The organism is Clostridium sp. ZBS2, from assembly GCF_023845855.1.
Lineage (GTDB): Bacteria > Bacillota > Clostridia > Clostridiales > Clostridiaceae > Clostridium > Clostridium aquiflavi.
This window is the reverse complement of sequence record NZ_JAMQIF010000020.1, coordinates 21,937-39,961: the sequence shown is the minus strand read 5'-3', so window position 1 is coordinate 39,961 and position 18,025 is coordinate 21,937. Positions and strand designations below refer to the sequence as shown.

The following is an 18,025-nucleotide window of genomic DNA, read 5'->3' as shown; positions in this document are numbered from 1 at the left end:
TTCCTAAAGAATAAAAAAACATTTTTCACTATAGAAAAATATGATAATATCAATATAGTAAAATATTTTTAGGGGGACAAAGTAAATGACGTGTGCATCAAAATATCTTAGCCAAGGTTATAATTGTGCTGAATCATTAATTAAATTTTATAATGATGAATATAATGAAAGTATTCCACTTGGATTAGGTAGTGGTATGGGGGCTGGCGTTGGAATTGGAAGTCTTTGCGGCGCTATAAATGCTGGAATTGTAATTATAGGCTTCTTAAAAGGAAGACATAATAATAACGAAATCAATATGGCTAGAGATTACTCTAGGGAGTTTGTAACAAAAATCAAAGAAAAATATTCTACAGAAATGTGTAGAGAATTGAAAGCAAATAAAATTAGTTGTGGTGAAATAGTGGATTTTTCTTATAATACATTAATTAATGTATTACAAAATTAATATTTTATCATAAAAAATGTACTATACACTAATAACTTAGTGTATAGTACATTTTTATATTTTTATAATTCTTGCCTATTATTTTTTTTAGCAATATAAGGCATTATAATACCTAATCCAATTAATATGAATGGTGTTATAATATTAAGTATTAATTTAAATATATCTGTAGAGTACATACCACTAATACATGCAAAAGCAGTAAATACAAAGCACCATGCTCCTAAAATAATACCTATAGTATTATTCTTAACAAAGTAGTACTCTCTATTAAACTTTTTTCCAGCTTTCTTTAAAGCAATATAAGCAATAAATACCCATAAATAACGAAGTGGCATACACACTGCATTTAGCTTTACTAGCCATTTAACTAGATCGTCAACATTTTTAATTCCAATAGCTGGAACTATTATTAATATAGATACTATTATTAATATAAGTTTGTGACCATTTGTATAAGCCCCATTTTTATTTTTTATGAACATTTTTTCTGGAATGAAATTCTTATCTGCACTATCAAGTAACATACGTAAAGGTGCATCAATTGATATAATTAATACTGCAAATTGTCCAATAAGATTTGTAATAGCATATATAATTACGAAGAAATTTCCTAGATGATAATATTCACCTAACTTTTGGAATGCATAATATGCACCATTTGTCATTAAATCATTAGGTACATTATTTGAATCAAACATCATACCAAGTGAAACTGTTCCTAAAATTGCACATACAGCTACCATAATTGCAAGAGCAATCATACCTTTAGAAAATCCTTTTTCTGGATCTTTCATTTCATTAACATAAGGTGAAATTTTCTCACATCCACCAACTGCAAATACTAAGATAGCTAAATTAGTAAAAAATTTAGTATCAAAAGTAGGCATAAATGTTTTAAAAGACCAATCAATCGTATTTAGCTTTGCATCTGTAATTGCTGGTGCTGCTACCATTAACACTATAAATAAAATTGACATTACAAACATTGATGTACCAGCAAGTGCAGATAATTTTTTTAATGGATTTAATCCTTTAGATGCAATATACATTCCAACTAAAAAAACTACTAAACAAGCTAATTGTAATACTTTGGGATTCATTGCACTAATTCTATTATCTTGAAAAATAGCCCAACTTGAAGCAATTATAAATCCTGATGGCTTTTGTGAAATATAAGGCATGTGTACTACCCAGTATGTCCATCCTGCATAATATGCAAGCTTAGGTCCTATAGTTTCGTTAATCCATGAACTAACTCCGCCACCATAATCTTTAAACGCTGAACCTAATTCCCCTACCATTAAAGCATATGGTATGAAATAAATAGCAAAAATTATAATCCATGATACAATCGCTTTAAGACCATCATATTCTGAAAATCCATTAATAACATTTCCAAATCCCCATACAGCTGAGAATGCCATAAATGCTAATGTATACCACATAATCTGTTTATCTTTCTTTTTTGACATAACTTTCCCCTTACTTTTATTAATTATTTTAATATTTATATTAAAATAGTAACTTAACTTTATATGTTTGTATACGTATTCGACAAAAGTAGATTTTATTTTTTTATTTCTTTTATAAAATAATATTTATATATTTTTTATATAATATTATTTTATATGAATACACTTTTAGTCTTCTTTATTTATCATTTTTAAAAATATAATGTCATTTAATAATTAAATTTGTTATATTCACCGAATATTTTTTGTAGTTTGTATGTTTTTTCTAAAGATTAATTGAAAAATAACGATAATTATAATATATTTATCTACTGTTAAGTAATATAGTCTTTAACATTATATATTAGTATAATCTCTTAATTATAAAGTAGCTTTTTCACTAATGAACGTAGTTTTTTACTAACATACAAAGAGAATCTCAATATTTCTTAGCAAATATGAAAAAATATTAGGAGGGTTAATTAAATTATGGAAACAAAATTTAAATTTACAAGTATTCGTTTTAAGCTTATTATTAGCTTTATATTGATTTGTTTAATACCTATTTTATTCCTAGGAATTTCATCTTATTCTAAATCCAAGTCAATTTTAGAAAAGAATTTCGAAGTTAATAGTGCTCAAACGCTTCAACAAGTTGATGAATCTCTTAATACTCAACTTAAAGTTTTTATAAATCCAATTGAAATGATGTCTAATAATATTAACTTTAATGAAGGTGATTTATCCGATGAAAGAATTGCTTTTGCACAAGAAACACTTAATGATGTAGTGCAAAGTGACAATAATATTTTTAGTGCTTACTACGGTACTGAGAATGGTAAATTTACCATTTATCCTGAAGGAGATATGGGTGAAAATTTTAATCCTAAAGAAAGATCATGGTATAAGAAAGCATTAGAAAACAAAGGTCAAGTTGTTATATCAGAACCTTTTAATGATGCACGAACTGGAAAACTAGTTATTTCTGTTTCTAAAACAGTTGAAAGAGATTCTAATATTATTGGTGTTGTGTCTATGAATATTTCTCTTGAAAATATTTCTAAATCTTTATCAGAAATTACTATAGGAAACGCAGGATATGTATATGTTTGTGATTCTAATGGTATAATGTTATTTCATCCAAATAGTGAACTTATAGGTTCAACTGATGTTGTTCAATTAGAAATTTGGAATATGATTAATTCTAACAATAAGGGTTTTTCAAAATATTTATATAAAGGTACTAATAAATTTGCAAGTTTCACTTCTAATCATCTTACTGGATGGAAACTTATAGCCACTATGGATGATTCAGAAATAAGTGATGATGTCAGTGCAATAAGAAATTTAATCTTTATTGTTTCATTTATTGCATTTATTTTATCAATTATTGTTGCTTATATTTTAAGTAAATCTATATCAGATAATGCTAATAAATTAAATATTGCATTTAGTAAAGCATCAGATGGTGATTTAACTGCTAAGGTTAATATAAAAAGTAAAGATGAATTTGGAAGCCTTGGAGACAATTTTAATTCTATGTTAACAAATATATCAGAACTTATGCTAGAAGTAGAAAATTCATCTAAAGTTATACTTGAAACTTCTTCAAGTCTTGCAATAATGGCACAAGAAACAACATTATCAGTAGAACAAGTTTCTCATGCTATAGATGAAATAGCTCAAGGTGCTACACAAACCGCTCAAAATTCTCAAGATGGATCAGTAGAAATTCTTGATTTATCTTATGGAATAAATAAAATAACAGATGCTAATAATCATATTGTAAATATTTCTGAAGGATCTGAAAATTTAAGTTCACAAGGTTTAGATATGGTGAAAATTTTAGTTGAAAAATCTACTAAAACTAAAGATTCAACTTTACAAGTTAGTGAAATTGTTAATGATATGAATTTAAGTACTGAAAAAATTAATGCTATGTCTGATTCTATAGCTGAAATTACAGAACAAACTAATCTATTAGCTTTAAATGCTTCTATAGAAGCTGCAAGAGCTGGTGAAGCGGGGAAAGGATTTGCTGTTGTTGCAGAAGAAATAAGAAAACTTGCAGATCAATCAAAAAATTCAACAGAAGAAATAAAAAAAATAATAGATGTAATAAAAAGTAAATCTTTGACTGCTGTGTCAGCCATGAAAGAAACAGAAATTACAGTAAATGATCAAGAAAAAGTAGTAAATGATACTCATAAAATATTTATTGACATAATAGAGAATATAAAAATTCTTGCTGAAAAAATCAATGATGTTAAAGATGATACTTCAATTATTGATTCTAAAAAGGATAAAGTTGTTCTTCAAATAGAAAACATATCTTCTATTTCAGAAGAAACCGCTTCTGCCACAGAAGAAGTTTCTGCTTCTGCTGAAGAAATAACTGCAACAATGCAAGAGATGGAAAATTACGTAGATAATTTAAGAAAACTTTCTGAAAAACTTGAAGATGGTGTAAATAAATTTAAAATAAAATAAATATATTTAAAATAAACGATGTAGTTAAATTGTATATTTACTACATCGTTTATTTTTGTAATTTTCATAAATATTAAACTGATTCAAATCAAAAAAATATAATAAATTTTGTGTTTTAATTTTAACTTTAAACTAATGGACCTCATTACCACGTCTTTTTATTATATCAATTTATAAAGCTCATTTTCTTCCTTGTTCATTCTTCTTGTTATTTTTAAAAGAATACTATTTGTTTCTGAAACAATATGATTTTTGTTTTCTTTAAGTTTAATCTTAGTGTTAAACTTGTCTTTATAACTTATAAATTGTATCAATATCCCACCCATTTCATCTACATATTTTTGAGCTATATGTTTTACATTATCATCCTTTAATAAATTGGGGTATAAAAATTTATCTTCTGTGTTTAAATGAATTTGTAATTTACCAGAAAGTTTGTTTATATTACTTGCTAATTCATCAAAATAATCACTTATATCATCTTTAATTATAATTTCCTCAATTTTTTTGATTATATCGCATATTTCTATATGTTGTCTTTTAAAGTTTTTTAAATCCATATCAATCCATCCTTTTTACATTATTAAGTATAATTTCTATATTTTAATTATACTTATTAAGTTAAAAAGTGTATGTAACAAATGTTACATACACTTTTTTTATTCTAGAGATTAATATTTAATTATAATTCCGTATACTTTTTGCTACTTCCTTTACACTTTTCTACTGGATATTTCTTTTCATTCTTATTCATCTTATTATTTATTATTTCTGTTAAATCAACCTTTAAACAATCACTCATATGTATGCAATAAATCATTACGTCTGCTAACTCCTCAAGGACATGTTCTTTATCATAGTTTTCTTCATCCCATAAAAAATTTTCTAGTAATTCCCCAGATTCTATTGAAATAGCTTTTGAAAGATTAGCTGGTGTATGAAACTTATCCCAGTCCCTATCACTTCTAAATTTTTTTATTCTGTTTAATGTACTTTTCATAAAAAATCACTCTTTTCTTATTAGTTGTTTTTATTCTATTTATATAATTTTAATATTATATTTTTTCAGTCTTTATCATCATTAATTGCTAAATTTTTAACAATTATATTTGATTTTGATATTTAATTTTTCAGTATATTCTATATTACTTTTTATTATAACTTATAATAAGAAATTATTTAGGGTTTTTACAATAAAACTACAAATTCACTCTAAAATACATAATAAAATTTTAAATTTAAGAATAATTTTACTTAATCTAAATATACTTATGAAAAGATTTAAATTAAACATTTGTTAAGTATGTTAAAACATACAGAAAGGAGAAAAATGAGTAGACTAGAGATTACAACGCCTAATGGAGCTCAAACTGTTGTAGAAGGACTTTATAAAGACTTAGAACGTAGAATCATTGCAAGTCCTCCTGGTTTGTGCCCTGTAGATATGGCATCTTCTTTTTTAAAATTATGTCAAGCACAAACTTGTGGAAAATGCGTACCTTGTAGAATTGGACTTGCTCAATTAGAAAATTTGATTGATGATGTTTTAAATCGTAAAGCAACTTTAGAAACTATTGATTTAATTGAAAAAACAGCAAAGGTAGTTATTGATTCTGCTGATTGTGCTATAGGATATGAAGCAGCTAATATGGTTTTAAAAGGAGTAATAGGTTTTAAATCAGACTATATTGAACACATAGTCAACAATAGATGTATATGTAACTTAAATCAGCCTGTTCCATGCGTTGCCCTATGCCCTGCTGGTGTAGACATTCCTGGATATATTGCTTTAATTTCGCAGAAGAGATATTCTGATGCTGTTAGATTAATAAGAAAAGATAATCCTTTCCCAACAGCATGCGCCTTTATATGTGAACACCCTTGCGAAGCTAGATGCAGACGTAATATGCTTGATGACTCTATAAATATTAGAGGTCTTAAGCGTTTTGCTGTTGATAATGCTGGTAAAGTTCCAATACCCAAATGTGCTTCTCCTACTGGTAAAAAAATAGCAGTAATTGGTGGTGGACCAGGTGGTTTAAGTGCAGCTTATTTTTTATCATTAATGGGACACAAGGTTGTAATTTATGAAAAACGTGAAAAATTAGGAGGTATGCTTAGATATGGAATTCCTAATTATAGACTTCCTATAGAACACTTAGAAAATGATATTTCAGATATATTATCAACAGGCATTGAAGTAAAAAACAATATATCTATTGGTACTGATATATCTTTACTTGATATTGAAAATTCACATGATGCTGTTTATATTGCAATTGGAGCACATATTGATAAAAAAATAGGTATTGATGGAGAAGAAAGTACAGGTGTTATTTCAGCAGTAGAAATGTTACGCGCAATAGGTGAAGATAATCCACCAGATTTTTCAGGTAAAACAGTTGTAGTAATTGGTGGTGGTAATGTAGCAATGGATGCTGCTAGATCTGCTATAAGACTTGGTGCAAAAAAAGTATGTAATGTATATAGGCGTAGAAAAGTAGATATGACTGCTCTACCTGATGAAATTGAAGGTGCAATTGCAGAAGGTTGTGAAATTATAACGCTCAAAGCACCTCTTAGAATTGAAAGTGATAAAAATGGTAATGTAACAGCCCTTTTTGTTAAGCCTCAAATAATTGGTAAAATTGACGATTCTAGACGTCCACGTCCTACATCATCATGCCAAGAAGATCAAAGAATCCCTTGTGATATATTAATTGTAGCAATTGGACAAGGCATAGAGTCTAATCATTTTGCTGAATCTGGAGTTCCTGTTAAAAGAGGTGTTATTGAAGCTATGAGCTCTAGTGGTGTTGAAAATAGTCCTGGAATTTTTGCAGGTGGTGATTGTGTAACTGGTCCTGCTACTGTGATTAGAGCAATAGCTGCTGGCAAAGTAGCTGCAGCTAATATAGATACTTATCTTGGTTATAACCACATTATAAGTTCTGATGTTGAAATTCCAAGTGCAAGACTAGATGATAGACCTCTTTGTGGACGAGTTAATACTTCTGAAAGAGATGCTGATATACGTAAAAATGATTTTGAAATTATTGAATATGGAATGACATGTGAAGAAGCTCATCAAGAATCTTATAGATGTTTAAGATGTGATCACTTTGGATATGGAGTATTTAAAGGAGGTAGAATTAACAAATGGTAAAACTTAAAATTGATAATATAGATATTGAAGTAAAAAAAGGAACTACCATCTTAGATGCAGCTAAATCTTTTAAAATTCAAATTCCGAGTTTATGTTATTTAAAAGATATTAATGAAATAGGCGCTTGTCGTGTTTGTATTGTTGAAGTAAAAGGAAAAGATAAATTATTACCTGCTTGCAATAATGTAGTTGAAGAAGGTATGGAAATTTTCACAAATAGTCCTAGAGTTAGAGAAACTAGAAGAACTAATATAAAACTTATACTTTCACAGCATGATTGTCATTGTGCAACTTGTGTAAGAAGTGGTAACTGCAATCTACAAAATATAGCTAATGATTTAGGCGTTATTACAATTCAATATAAAAGAATGATCGAGCCTTATTTATGGGATGAGCAATTCCCCTTAATACGTGATGCAAGAAAATGTATTAAATGTATGAGATGTATTCAGGTTTGCAATAAAATACAAAGTCTTAATATATGGGATGTTTCAAATACAGGTACTAGAACAACTGTTGACGTTTCACTCAATAGAAAAATTCAAGATTCAGATTGTTCATTATGTGGACAATGCATAACTCACTGCCCTACTGGAGCTTTAAGAGAAAGGGATAATACCCAGAAAGCATTTGATATTCTTTCAAATAAAGATAAAATTACAATACTTCAAATCGCTCCTGCTGTTAGAGCGTCTTGGGGTGAATCTCTTGGACTTACAAAAGAAGAAGCAACAGTAAAAAGACTTGTTTCTGCACTTAGAAAAATTGGCTTTGATTATATCTTTGATACTAACTTTGCTGCTGATTTAACTATAATGGAAGAAGGTAGTGAATTTTTAGAAAGATTAAAAAATAATACAAATTTGCCTATGTTTACATCATGTTGTCCAGCTTGGGTTCGATTCTTAAAATCTCAATATCCTGATATGACTAAAATGCTTTCTACTGCAAAATCTCCTCAACAAATGTTTGGAGCTATTGCCAAAAGCTATTATGCAAAACTTTTAAATGTAGATCCATCAAAGATATATTGTATCTCTATAATGCCTTGTATTGCTAAAAAACATGAAGCTGAAATTCCTATTATGAATGATGCTGGATACGGTCAAGATATAGACTTGTGTCTTACTACTCGTGAAGTAGAGAGAATGATAAGATCAGAACATATTATAGCTAAAGATTTAAACGAATCTGACTTTGATACACCTTTAGGAATAGGTTCTGGTGCTGGTATTATTTTTGGTTCTACTGGTGGTGTTATGGAAGCTGCTCTTAGAACTGCTTACTTTTTAACATGTGGTAAAAATCCTGATCCAAATGCCTTTAAAGAAATTCGAGGTATGAATGGAATTAAGGAAGCCACTTTTGAAATTAATAATACTAAATTAAAAGTAGCTGTGGTAAGTGGTTTGGGTAATGCTAGAAATTTAATTAAAAATTTAAGAAAAGGAAATGTTTATTATGACTTTATAGAAGTAATGGCTTGTCCTGGTGGTTGCTCTGGTGGTGGCGGACAACCAATTAAAGATGGTATAGAACTTGCAGAAACTAGATCAAAGAAGCTTTATGAGCTTGATGAATTATCTGACATCAGATTTTCTCATGAAAATCCATCAATTTTAAATGTATATAAAGAATTTTTAGAAAAACCTTTATCTAATGTCTCTCATAAGCTTTTGCATACTAATCACAACTTATGGGAAATGCCTCTTTCTCCTGGACTTGATATAAATGATAATTAATTTAAATATATAAAAATAACAGTATAGAAATTNNNAATTTCTATACTGTTATTTTACATTATCTATTTTGTTTTTTAACTATAAAATTCAATAATTTCATCTTTTAAAAGCTCAGCTGTACCACAGCCAACATTTTCAGTATAAAATTTGTTAAATCGTTCATCGTATACATACATTTCTCCTAGTCCTATATGCGTTTCTTTGAAATAATTTTCATATAAATTATATAAATAAATTTAATCCTGAATCTTCAGTAGCACCTAGATAAGATGCAACTCCTCCTATTTCAACGCCATCAATGAATTCTTCTTTTTTTATTCCCATAAGATCCATGCTCATAGCACATGCAACAACCTTAACCCCCATATTTATTGCGTTAGTTATCAAACTTTCTAAATCGTCAACATTATGCTTTTTCATTATTTGTTTTATCATTGCAGGTCCCATTCCCATCATGTTCATTTTAGATAATGGTAATTTTTCTGGATGTCCTGGCAACATAATATCAAACATCTTCTCCATAGTATCCTTATTTACTTTTGGCTTATTTTTACTTTTTAATATATTAAGACCCCAGAAAGTAAAGAACATAGTAACTTCCTTTCCCATAGAAGCTGCTCCAGTAGCTATTATAAATGATGCTATAGCTTTATCAAAATCTCCACTAAATACTACTAAAGTTGCTCCATTTTTATCTACAGCCGCATTTGAAGATAGTACTTCCTCTTTCTTTGTTCCTTTTTGTATATAAGCTACAAAAGCATTTTTACTTTTATTAAATTCTGATTTAAGTAAAGTATTATTAGTTTTTTCACACCATGCTTTTATATCCTTACTAAATCCAACATCACTTGCTTTTGCCTCTAAAATTTGACCTTCTTCCATTTTATTAATTTCTTCAAATACTCTTCTTATCGGTCCTGGACATTGAAGTCCACAAGCATCTAACGTAACTTTTGCATTTATTTCTGTTATATCTAAATCTTCTAAACTCATAGCTGCTACCTCTTCTTTTATCTCGTTAAGTTTTTCATGTTGATTCTTTAAGTTTTCTTCTGCTCTTTTTACATACATATAAGTCTTTAAACCACCATCTATGTTAGTGCAATTTATTCCTTTTTGTTTTAATATTCTACAAGCTACATATCCACGTAACCCTACTTGGCATGTAACATATATATGTTTATCTTTTGTTATCTCATTTAATCTATTTCTCAAATCACCAAGAGGAATGTTAATTGAATTATCAAACTTTCCAGTAACTAATTCAAACTCTTCTCTTACATCTAAAATTATAGAATTACTTTTATCTATATTATCTATTTCATCCCATTGAATTGTATCAACTATTCCTTCTATAATATTTGCTGCATAGTATCCTAACATATTAACTGGATCTTTTGCTGAATTGTATGGTGGTGCATAACACACCTCAATGTCTTGTAAATCAAAAACACTAAAATTCCCTTTAATTGCTGTAGCTAATATATCAATACGTTTTTCAACTCCACTCATTCCTACAGCTTGAGCTCCAAATATTTTCCCATCCTTAGGATCAAACAACATTTTAATTGCTATTGGAAAAGACCCTGGATAATATCCTGCATTAGAACCTGGATGTATATGAATTGCTTTATAATCAATCCCTAGTCTTTTAAGCGTTTTTTCATTATTACCAGTTGCAGCTACTGTATAGTCAAATACTTTGGCAACTGATGAACCAAGGCTTCCTTTATACTCCTCATTTTTTCCAATTATATTATTAGCAACTAATCTACCTTGACGATTTGCAGGCCAAGCTAGAGGAATCATTGTAGGCTTCTTATTTACAAAATCCATAACTTCAATTGCATCTCCTAGTGCAAAAATGTTTAAATCAGAAGTTTTCATATGCTTATCTACTACAATAGCTCCTCTTTCATTTAACTCAATGCCTGCTTCTTTAGCTATTCTAGTTTCTGGTTTAACACCAATTGATAAAATTATCATATCAGTATTAATTTTTCTTCCACTTTTTAAAACGATTTTCTTTCCTTCGTCTTCAAAAGACTCTACACCGTCTTTTAAAATTAATTCTACATTCTTATCAATTAAATGATCATGTACTATACTTGCCATTTCTATATCAATTGGAGCCATTACTTGATCACTAGCTTCTACTAAAGTTACATCAATGCCTCTTTCCTTTAGATTTTCAGCCATTTCAAGTCCTATAAATCCTCCACCTATTACAACTGCTTTTTTAGGATTTTTATTATCAACAAATTCTTTTATTTTATCCGTATCTGGTATATTTCTAAGTGTAAATAAATTATCACATTTATCAATTCCTGATATTTTAGGTTTTAAAGGACTTGCTCCTGGAGATAATACTAAAATATCATAGTCTTCTTCATAAACTTCATTACTCTTGTAATCTTTTATACTAACTTTTTTATTTTCCTTGTCTATTTTTATAACTTCACTTAAATTTCTTATATCTAAATTGAATTTTTTACTCATTTCTTCTACAGTTTGAACTATAAGTTTTTCTCTATCATTAATGGTCCCTCCTATATAATATGGAAGTCCGCAATTAGCAAATGATATATATTCACCTTTTTCAAACATAATTATATCTAAATTTTCATCTAGCCTTCTAAGTCTAGCCGCAGTAGATGCTCCACCTGCAACTCCACCAACAATGATAACTTTTTTAGACATTTTATCTCTCCTTACTTTATTATTTTTAACATAAACATTTCTATGAAATAGTATTCTCTAATATTGCTTTCTGTATTTATTTAAATGCTACAAGTCTTTATTTCTTATATTTTAATAAAGTTATACCATAATAAGCTTATTAGAATCTGTGACTTTATCACACAAATATAAAATTAGTTTTAATATTGTTTAGTATATTTCCTTTATTTAAAACAGCTACTATAAATTCTTCTTAACAACATAACTTTTCTTCTATTAAAATTAGACTTTAACATTTCAATTTGATATTATACAAATATATAGAAATGTATTCTAATAAAGGTAAATAATAAATATGTTACATAAGGAGAAAAGATGAAAAAAATACTAATAGTAGAAGATGACATTATCTTAAATTCTGGATTATGCTATAATCTCCAATTAGATGGCTATGTTGTTACACCAAAATATAACATAAATTCAACATTAAAAATTCTAAATATAGAAAATTTTGATTTAATCATTCTGGATGTAAATTTACCTGATGGTAATGGTTTTGATTTATGTAAAAGCATAAAACAAATTCAAGATACTCCTATAATTTTTTTAACTGCTTGTGATTTAGAAGATGATATACTTTCTGGATTTAAACTTGGCGCTGATGATTACATAACAAAACCCTTTAGTATAAATATATTTAGACAAAAAATAGCTGCAATACTTCGTAGATGTAATAAAAATTTATTTTCTTGTATTTATAAAGATTCTAATCTTACAATGGATTTCAATGAAATGACAGCAACTGTTAATAATAAAGCTATTTCATTTACTCCAACAGAATTTAAAATGCTAAAGATCTTAATTTCCAATAAAGGACAAGTTCTTACTAGACAAGTTCTTCTTGAAAAGCTCTGGGATTGTGATAGAAACTTTGTAGATGAACATACTTTAACTGTTAATATAAATCGTCTAAGAAATAAAATTGAAACTAAAAATGTTAAATACATAAAAACCATCTATGGTATGGGGTATATGTGGGTAGGTGGAAAATACAATGAAAATTAATTTATCATTCAATAAAATTTATAACTTAACTATATCACTGTTAATTTTGCTTTTTATAAGTTTTACAGCTTTTATTTTTATCAAAATAGAAAATTTCAACGTGAAAATTTTAACTCTTTTATTTGCTTTATCTTATATTTTTCTTGGATTAATTTTTATTATTTTAATAAGAGAAAGAATTATCTATACATTTAAAACTATAGATAATTGCATCGATGATATGATCTCTGGAAAGGATAATATTGCTTTTAATCTTGAAGATGAAACTTTGGTATCTAAATTTCAAAATAAATTAAAAAAATTATATAACTTAATGCTTGAGAGTAGAAATAAAAGTGAAATAGAAAAAATAGAAATTCAAAGTTTAATTTCTGATATTTCTCATCAAGTTAAAACTCCTATTGCAAATTTAAAATTATATAATTCTACCTTAATTGAAAGAGAACTTTCTAAAGAAAAAGTTAATGAATTTTTATTATTAATAAACAATCAATTAAATAAATTAGACTTTTTAATGCAGTCAATAATAAAAATGTCTAGACTTGAAACTGGTTTAATATCTTTAAATATAAAGTCTTCTCTTCTCTGTAATACGATTGCATCTTCTTTAGGCAATATAATATTTACAGCAGAAAAGAAAAATTTAAATATTAATGTATCTTGTGATTCTTCATTAATTGTAAAACATGATGCCAAATGGACAAGTGAAGCTATTTTTAATATTTTAGATAATGCAGTAAAATATACTCACTGTGAAGGTAATATTTCTATAAGTGTTACTCCTTTAGAGATCTTTACTAAAATAGATATAAGCGATGATGGCATTGGTATAAATTCTAAAAATATATGTAAAATTTTTAATCGTTTTTATCGAGAAGAAGATGTTTATGACATTTCTGGTATTGGCATCGGTCTTTATCTTTCTCGTGAAATCATTTCAAAAGAAGGTGGCTATATTAAAGTAAGTTCAAGTAAAGGTAACGGATCTACTTTTTCAATATTCTTATTAAATCAATAGCTATTTTTTGATTTAGTCAATTTTTTATCAGAATATTGATATATGCATAAATAAAACTGGATAGAGATGTGATTTAAAAGTAGTATTTATATTTTAATATAAATCATAAGCAAATTATCTCAAATTTGTAACATTATATTTTTAAACTGTGAGATTTTTGTTACATTTAGTTTCTAAAATATATATTGAAAATACATTTTAGAAAGAGGTAATTATATGAGTAATGAAAATTCGTCTAAATCTAATAAAAAATCAAAAACTAAAGTAATTTCTTTAATTTTAATAATGTTCTTAGTTATAATCTTGACTAGTATATGGTATCTTCATAGTAATAATATGATAATTTTTAAAGAAAGTAAAATACATGAAGTATATGTTGATTTAGGAGAATTTACTGTTGGTTTAAACGATACTTCTAAAAATAGATATTTTAAAGGTAAACTTTCTGTAGGTTATAATAAAAAAGATAGTATTGCTAAAAATCAATTAACAAAAGAGAATAAACTTCCTATTGTAAAAGATATAGTAAATAATTATTTTAGAAATAGAGATTATGATTATTTAAATGATTTAAATAATGAAAAGAAAATTAAACAAGAATTACTTGATGTAATAAATAAAAATCTTCAGGACTTTAAAATTATAGACATAAGATTTTCTCAATATTTATTGCAATAAATATACTAAACTTAATAAGGGGTTTTAATATGTCATTATTAGAAACTATTAATTTAAGTAAACAATATGAACAAGGTCTAAATATTGTTAAAGCTTTAAACAATATAAATTTAAAAATAGAGAAAGGAAACTTTATTGCTATAGTAGGTACATCCGGCAGTGGAAAATCTACTTTACTTCATATGTTAAGTGGTCTTGATAGACCTACTTCTGGGCAAGTTTTTGTTAATAATAAAGATATTTCTAAGTTTACTGAGGATGCTCTTACTATTTTTCGCCGTCGCAATATTGGTTTTATATTTCAAAATTATAATTTAATTCCTATGTTGAGCGTTTGTGAAAATATATTACTTCCTCTTCAACTTGATGGGAATAATATCGATACTGATTTTTTCAACAAAATTGTTACTATATTAAAGTTAAAAGAAAAACTTTCTTGTCTTCCTAACCAGCTATCAGGTGGACAACAACAAAAGGTTGCCATTGCACGAGCATTAATTACTAAACCAACAATTATACTTGCTGATGAACCTACAGGAAATCTTGATAGTAAAACAAGTCAAGAAGTTTTAGGATTACTAAAAATTTCAAGTGAACTTTTTCATCAAACAATTGTTATGATTACACATAATGAAGAAATAGCTCAACTTGCTAATTCTATAATTCGTCTTGAAGATGGAAAAATAATAAATTAGAGCTATAATCTAAATATTAAAACATAGACTAAATAAAAAAGGAGGGGTAATTATATTTGAAAATGACAATAAAAAAGTTATTTTTATGCTTTGTAAAAAAAGCTTTAAAGCTAATAAAATCAGAAATGTACTTGCAATTTTCTCTATAATATTAACTACTGTGTTATTTACAAGCTTATTTACTCTAGCTTTTAGTATATGCAAATCTGCTGAAATTTCAACAATGCTTGAACAAGGTAATTCATCAAATTTCACTTTACAATATATAACAAAATATGATTTTAACAAAATGAAAGAGCATCCTTTAGTAAAAGATATAGGTATTTCTATACCTATATCTAAAATTACAAATAAAGAATTTATTAATTCAAATATTCAAATGTTATATTGTAATGAAATTTATGCCAAGTGCAATTTTTCCTATCCTAAAATTGGAACTATGCCCATAAAATCAAATGAAATAATGACTAGTACAAAAGTTTTAGATATGTTTAATATTCCTCATAATATAGGTGCATATTTATCTTTAAATGGTAAAGATTTTGTATTAACAGGATTTTATGATAATTCTTATGTTGAAAGTAATAATAAAATTTATGTTTCAGAAGAGTTCTTAAAAAATAATTTCATACATTACAATGAATTAAATTCTGATAAAATAATTGTTGCTGATATAATATTAAAAAATAATTTTAATGTTAACAAAAAAATTAATAGAATATTAAAGGATTGTAATATAGAATCTGATATAAATCTACGTATTAATTGGTCATATGATTTTATTTGTAGTCCCGAAATAATTTTTTCTTTATCTCTTGTAATTTTATTTATAACTTTTACAGGATATTTAATTATTTATAATATTTTTCATATATCAATAGTTAAAGATATTCAATTTTGGGGTCTTTTAAAAACTCTAGGGACAACATCAAAACAAATAAAGAAAATTCTTTTTATACAAGCTCTTTTTCTTTCAATTATAGGTATACCCATAGGCATATTTTTAGGTTATATGATTAGTATTATTCTTTTACCTATAATTAATAAAACTTTAATGAATAATTTACTTGCTTATCAAAATATTCATTTTTCCTTGCACCCAAATATATTTATTTTAACAACAATTTTTTCTCTTATTACAGTTTTTATCGCTTGCATTAAACCTAGTAAAGTAGCTGCATACATAACACCTATTGAAGCTATAAAGTATTCTCATGTTAGTAAAAATAATATTTTCCTAAAAAGAAACATAAATACAAACGGTAAAATATATAAAATGGCTTTTTTAAATTTATTTAGAGATATAAAAAAATCTATAATTATAGTAATTTCATTATCCCTTAGTTTAATATTGTTTAATGCTGTATTCAACATTGTAAATAATTATAATATAAATATATATTTACAAGAAAATTCATTATGTGATTTTCAAGTTAGTAATAAGAACTTTTTTAGCTATTTGACTTTTCAATATGATAATGAGGATATACTTCCAAATAGCCTTATAAGTTTAATAAATGGCAATGATTATATTAAAGAGAGAGGCTATTTATATTTTGATGGTGTTCCTCATACCGTAAGTATCGACGCATTAAATAATATTAATAATACACTAAATTTAACTTATCCTAAAAGTAAATATTACTTAAATGAAAAATTTGATGAATTTAAAAAAATTGGAAAATGTAATATTAAATTATATGGAATGAATGATTTTCTTTTACAAAAATTACTAATAATTCAAGGAGATCTTAATTTAGAAAAATTTAAAGAAGGTAATTATATTCTTATTTGTCCTACTACATCTAATTATAATAACACAATAAGTTACTATAAAATAGGAGACAAAATTACTATAAAATATGATGATTTTAAAACTAAAACTTATGAGGTTATAGGATTTTGCACTATACCTGATCAATTACATTCAAATTCTAATGGATTTCATGGAGATAAAAATTCAGATTTTAATATTGAATGTATTTTACCAGATAATGAATTCAAAAATCAATTTGATAATCCTTTGTTAGCAAGTTATTACTTTAATGTAGATAATAATAAAATAAATGAAATGCAAAATTTTCTTGAAAATTATACTATGAATATTGATTCCAACATAAAATATAAATCTACTGCCACATATATTTCTGAACTAAAATCAATACAACGCTCCTACAGTATAGTTGGATATGTTTTAGTACTTATTATTGGTTTAATTGGAATACTCAATTTTATAAATTCTTTTATTACAGAAATAATTTCTTATGAAAAAGAATTTGCAATCCTTGAAAGTATAGGAATGACCAAAAAACAAATATTAAAACTTTTAACATATGAAGGATTATATTATGCAATTTTAACTATAATATTTGAAATCACTATAGGTATATATTTTTCTTCTACTATAATTAAATCATTAACTAATAATATAACTTATATTAATTATTGTTTTAAACTTACCCCTATTTTCATATCATCTTCAATTTTAATTGTTATTTCAATTATACTTCCAAGAATTATATACAAAAATACCTATAAAAAAAGTCTTATTGATAGAATAGAAAATTTTTAATAACAGAAAACCTTG

The 18,025-nt window shown here is 26.4% G+C and carries 14 protein-coding genes; 9 read left to right on the top strand and 5 right to left on the bottom strand.

All coding sequences use genetic code 11. The features are described 5' to 3' along the window. Window positions 1–85: 85 nt before the first annotated feature. The gene (locus NG918_RS13135; RefSeq protein ID WP_205454950.1) at window positions 86–448 is read left to right on the top strand and encodes a C-GCAxxG-C-C family (seleno)protein; all 363 of its coding nucleotides are present in this window, start codon (window positions 86–88) and stop codon (window positions 446–448) included. Between the two features lie 62 nt (window positions 449–510). Here NG918_RS13135 and NG918_RS13130 read toward each other — a convergent pair whose 3' ends face one another. Beyond that, window positions 511–1,923, bottom strand: coding sequence for an APC family permease (locus NG918_RS13130; protein WP_252226553.1), 1,413 nt, complete (start codon window positions 1,921–1,923; stop codon window positions 511–513). Between the two features lie 468 nt (window positions 1,924–2,391). On the opposite strand from NG918_RS13130, the gene NG918_RS13125 reads away from it, so the two are divergent. Next, window positions 2,392–4,392, top strand: coding sequence for a methyl-accepting chemotaxis protein (locus tag NG918_RS13125; protein ID WP_252212222.1), 2,001 nt, complete (start codon window positions 2,392–2,394; stop codon window positions 4,390–4,392). A 161-nt stretch (window positions 4,393–4,553) separates the two neighbouring features. Here the strand turns inward: NG918_RS13125 and NG918_RS13120 are convergent, their stop codons facing one another. Together NG918_RS13120 and NG918_RS13115 are read right to left on the bottom strand one after the other, a co-directional pair. After that, complete coding sequence (locus NG918_RS13120) at window positions 4,554–4,952, bottom strand: hemerythrin domain-containing protein (RefSeq protein ID WP_252212221.1); 399 nt, start codon at window positions 4,950–4,952, stop codon at window positions 4,554–4,556. Between the two features lie 122 nt (window positions 4,953–5,074). Next, the gene (locus NG918_RS13115) at window positions 5,075–5,392 is read right to left on the bottom strand and encodes a nucleotide pyrophosphohydrolase (RefSeq protein ID WP_252212220.1); all 318 of its coding nucleotides are present in this window, start codon (window positions 5,390–5,392) and stop codon (window positions 5,075–5,077) included. Window positions 5,393–5,722: 330 nt separating this feature from the next. Between NG918_RS13115 and NG918_RS13110 the strand changes: the two genes are divergently transcribed. Continuing rightward, entirely contained in the window at window positions 5,723–7,558 is a 1,836-nt protein-coding gene (locus tag NG918_RS13110) for an NAD(P)-binding protein (RefSeq protein ID WP_252212219.1), read from the top strand. Then, entirely contained in the window at window positions 7,552–9,300 is a 1,749-nt protein-coding gene (locus NG918_RS13105) for an NADH-dependent [FeFe] hydrogenase, group A6 (protein ID WP_252226550.1), read from the top strand. The genes NG918_RS13110 and NG918_RS13105 overlap by 7 nt, the downstream gene beginning before the upstream one ends. A 74-nt stretch (window positions 9,301–9,374) precedes the next feature. Here NG918_RS13105 and NG918_RS13100 read toward each other — a convergent pair whose 3' ends face one another. Both NG918_RS13100 and NG918_RS13095 read right to left on the bottom strand, forming a co-directional pair. Next, on the bottom strand, window positions 9,375–9,536 hold the full coding sequence (locus NG918_RS13100; RefSeq protein WP_309556464.1) for a TipAS antibiotic-recognition domain-containing protein: 162 nt from the start codon (window positions 9,534–9,536) through the stop codon (window positions 9,375–9,377). After that, window positions 9,523–12,003: a CoA-disulfide reductase gene (locus NG918_RS13095; RefSeq protein ID WP_252212217.1), complete on the bottom strand. Its 2,481-nt coding sequence runs from the start codon at window positions 12,001–12,003 to the stop codon at window positions 9,523–9,525. Before NG918_RS13095 ends, NG918_RS13100 begins: the two co-directional genes overlap by 14 nt. A gap of 354 nt (window positions 12,004–12,357) precedes the next feature. Between NG918_RS13095 and NG918_RS13090 the strand changes: the two genes are divergently transcribed. The 5 genes from NG918_RS13090 to NG918_RS13070 all read left to right on the top strand — a co-directional run bounded on the left by NG918_RS13090 (window position 12,358) and on the right by NG918_RS13070 (window position 18,010). Continuing rightward, the gene (locus NG918_RS13090; RefSeq protein WP_252212216.1) at window positions 12,358–13,047 is read left to right on the top strand and encodes a response regulator transcription factor; all 690 of its coding nucleotides are present in this window, start codon (window positions 12,358–12,360) and stop codon (window positions 13,045–13,047) included. Then, window positions 13,037–14,065, top strand: a complete 1,029-nt coding sequence (locus NG918_RS13085; RefSeq protein ID WP_252212215.1) for a sensor histidine kinase — start codon at window positions 13,037–13,039, stop codon at window positions 14,063–14,065. Before NG918_RS13090 ends, NG918_RS13085 begins: the two co-directional genes overlap by 11 nt. A 216-nt stretch (window positions 14,066–14,281) precedes the next feature. Next, window positions 14,282–14,743: a flagellar basal body-associated FliL family protein gene (locus NG918_RS13080; protein ID WP_252212214.1), complete on the top strand. Its 462-nt coding sequence runs from the start codon at window positions 14,282–14,284 to the stop codon at window positions 14,741–14,743. Window positions 14,744–14,772: 29 nt separating this feature from the next. Next, window positions 14,773–15,438 (top strand): ABC transporter ATP-binding protein, encoded by a 666-nt coding sequence (locus tag NG918_RS13075; protein WP_252212213.1) that lies wholly within the window; start codon window positions 14,773–14,775, stop codon window positions 15,436–15,438. Window positions 15,439–15,523: 85 nt separating this feature from the next. Further along, window positions 15,524–18,010, top strand: a complete 2,487-nt coding sequence (locus NG918_RS13070) for an ABC transporter permease (protein ID WP_252226547.1) — start codon at window positions 15,524–15,526, stop codon at window positions 18,008–18,010. The last annotated feature ends 15 nt before the right edge of the window (window positions 18,011–18,025 follow it).

What these genes read in the sequence shown, in the direction of transcription:
- NG918_RS13135 (WP_205454950.1), top strand. Translation starts at nt 86, where the DNA reads ATGACGTGTGCATCAAAATATCTTAGCCAAGGTTATAATTGTGCTGAA.
- NG918_RS13130 (WP_252226553.1), bottom strand. Translation starts at nt 1,923, where the DNA reads ATGTCAAAAAAGAAAGATAAACAGATTATGTGGTATACATTAGCATTT.
- NG918_RS13125 (WP_252212222.1), top strand. Translation starts at nt 2,392, where the DNA reads ATGGAAACAAAATTTAAATTTACAAGTATTCGTTTTAAGCTTATTATT.
- NG918_RS13120 (WP_252212221.1), bottom strand. Translation starts at nt 4,952, where the DNA reads ATGGATTTAAAAAACTTTAAAAGACAACATATAGAAATATGCGATATA.
- NG918_RS13115 (WP_252212220.1), bottom strand. Translation starts at nt 5,392, where the DNA reads ATGAAAAGTACATTAAACAGAATAAAAAAATTTAGAAGTGATAGGGAC.
- NG918_RS13110 (WP_252212219.1), top strand. Translation starts at nt 5,723, where the DNA reads ATGAGTAGACTAGAGATTACAACGCCTAATGGAGCTCAAACTGTTGTA.
- NG918_RS13105 (WP_252226550.1), top strand. Translation starts at nt 7,552, where the DNA reads ATGGTAAAACTTAAAATTGATAATATAGATATTGAAGTAAAAAAAGGA.
- NG918_RS13095 (WP_252212217.1), bottom strand. Translation starts at nt 12,003, where the DNA reads ATGTCTAAAAAAGTTATCATTGTTGGTGGAGTTGCAGGTGGAGCATCT.
- NG918_RS13090 (WP_252212216.1), top strand. Translation starts at nt 12,358, where the DNA reads ATGAAAAAAATACTAATAGTAGAAGATGACATTATCTTAAATTCTGGA.
- NG918_RS13085 (WP_252212215.1), top strand. Translation starts at nt 13,037, where the DNA reads ATGAAAATTAATTTATCATTCAATAAAATTTATAACTTAACTATATCA.
- NG918_RS13080 (WP_252212214.1), top strand. Translation starts at nt 14,282, where the DNA reads ATGAGTAATGAAAATTCGTCTAAATCTAATAAAAAATCAAAAACTAAA.
- NG918_RS13075 (WP_252212213.1), top strand. Translation starts at nt 14,773, where the DNA reads ATGTCATTATTAGAAACTATTAATTTAAGTAAACAATATGAACAAGGT.
- NG918_RS13070 (WP_252226547.1), top strand. Translation starts at nt 15,524, where the DNA reads ATGCTTTGTAAAAAAAGCTTTAAAGCTAATAAAATCAGAAATGTACTT.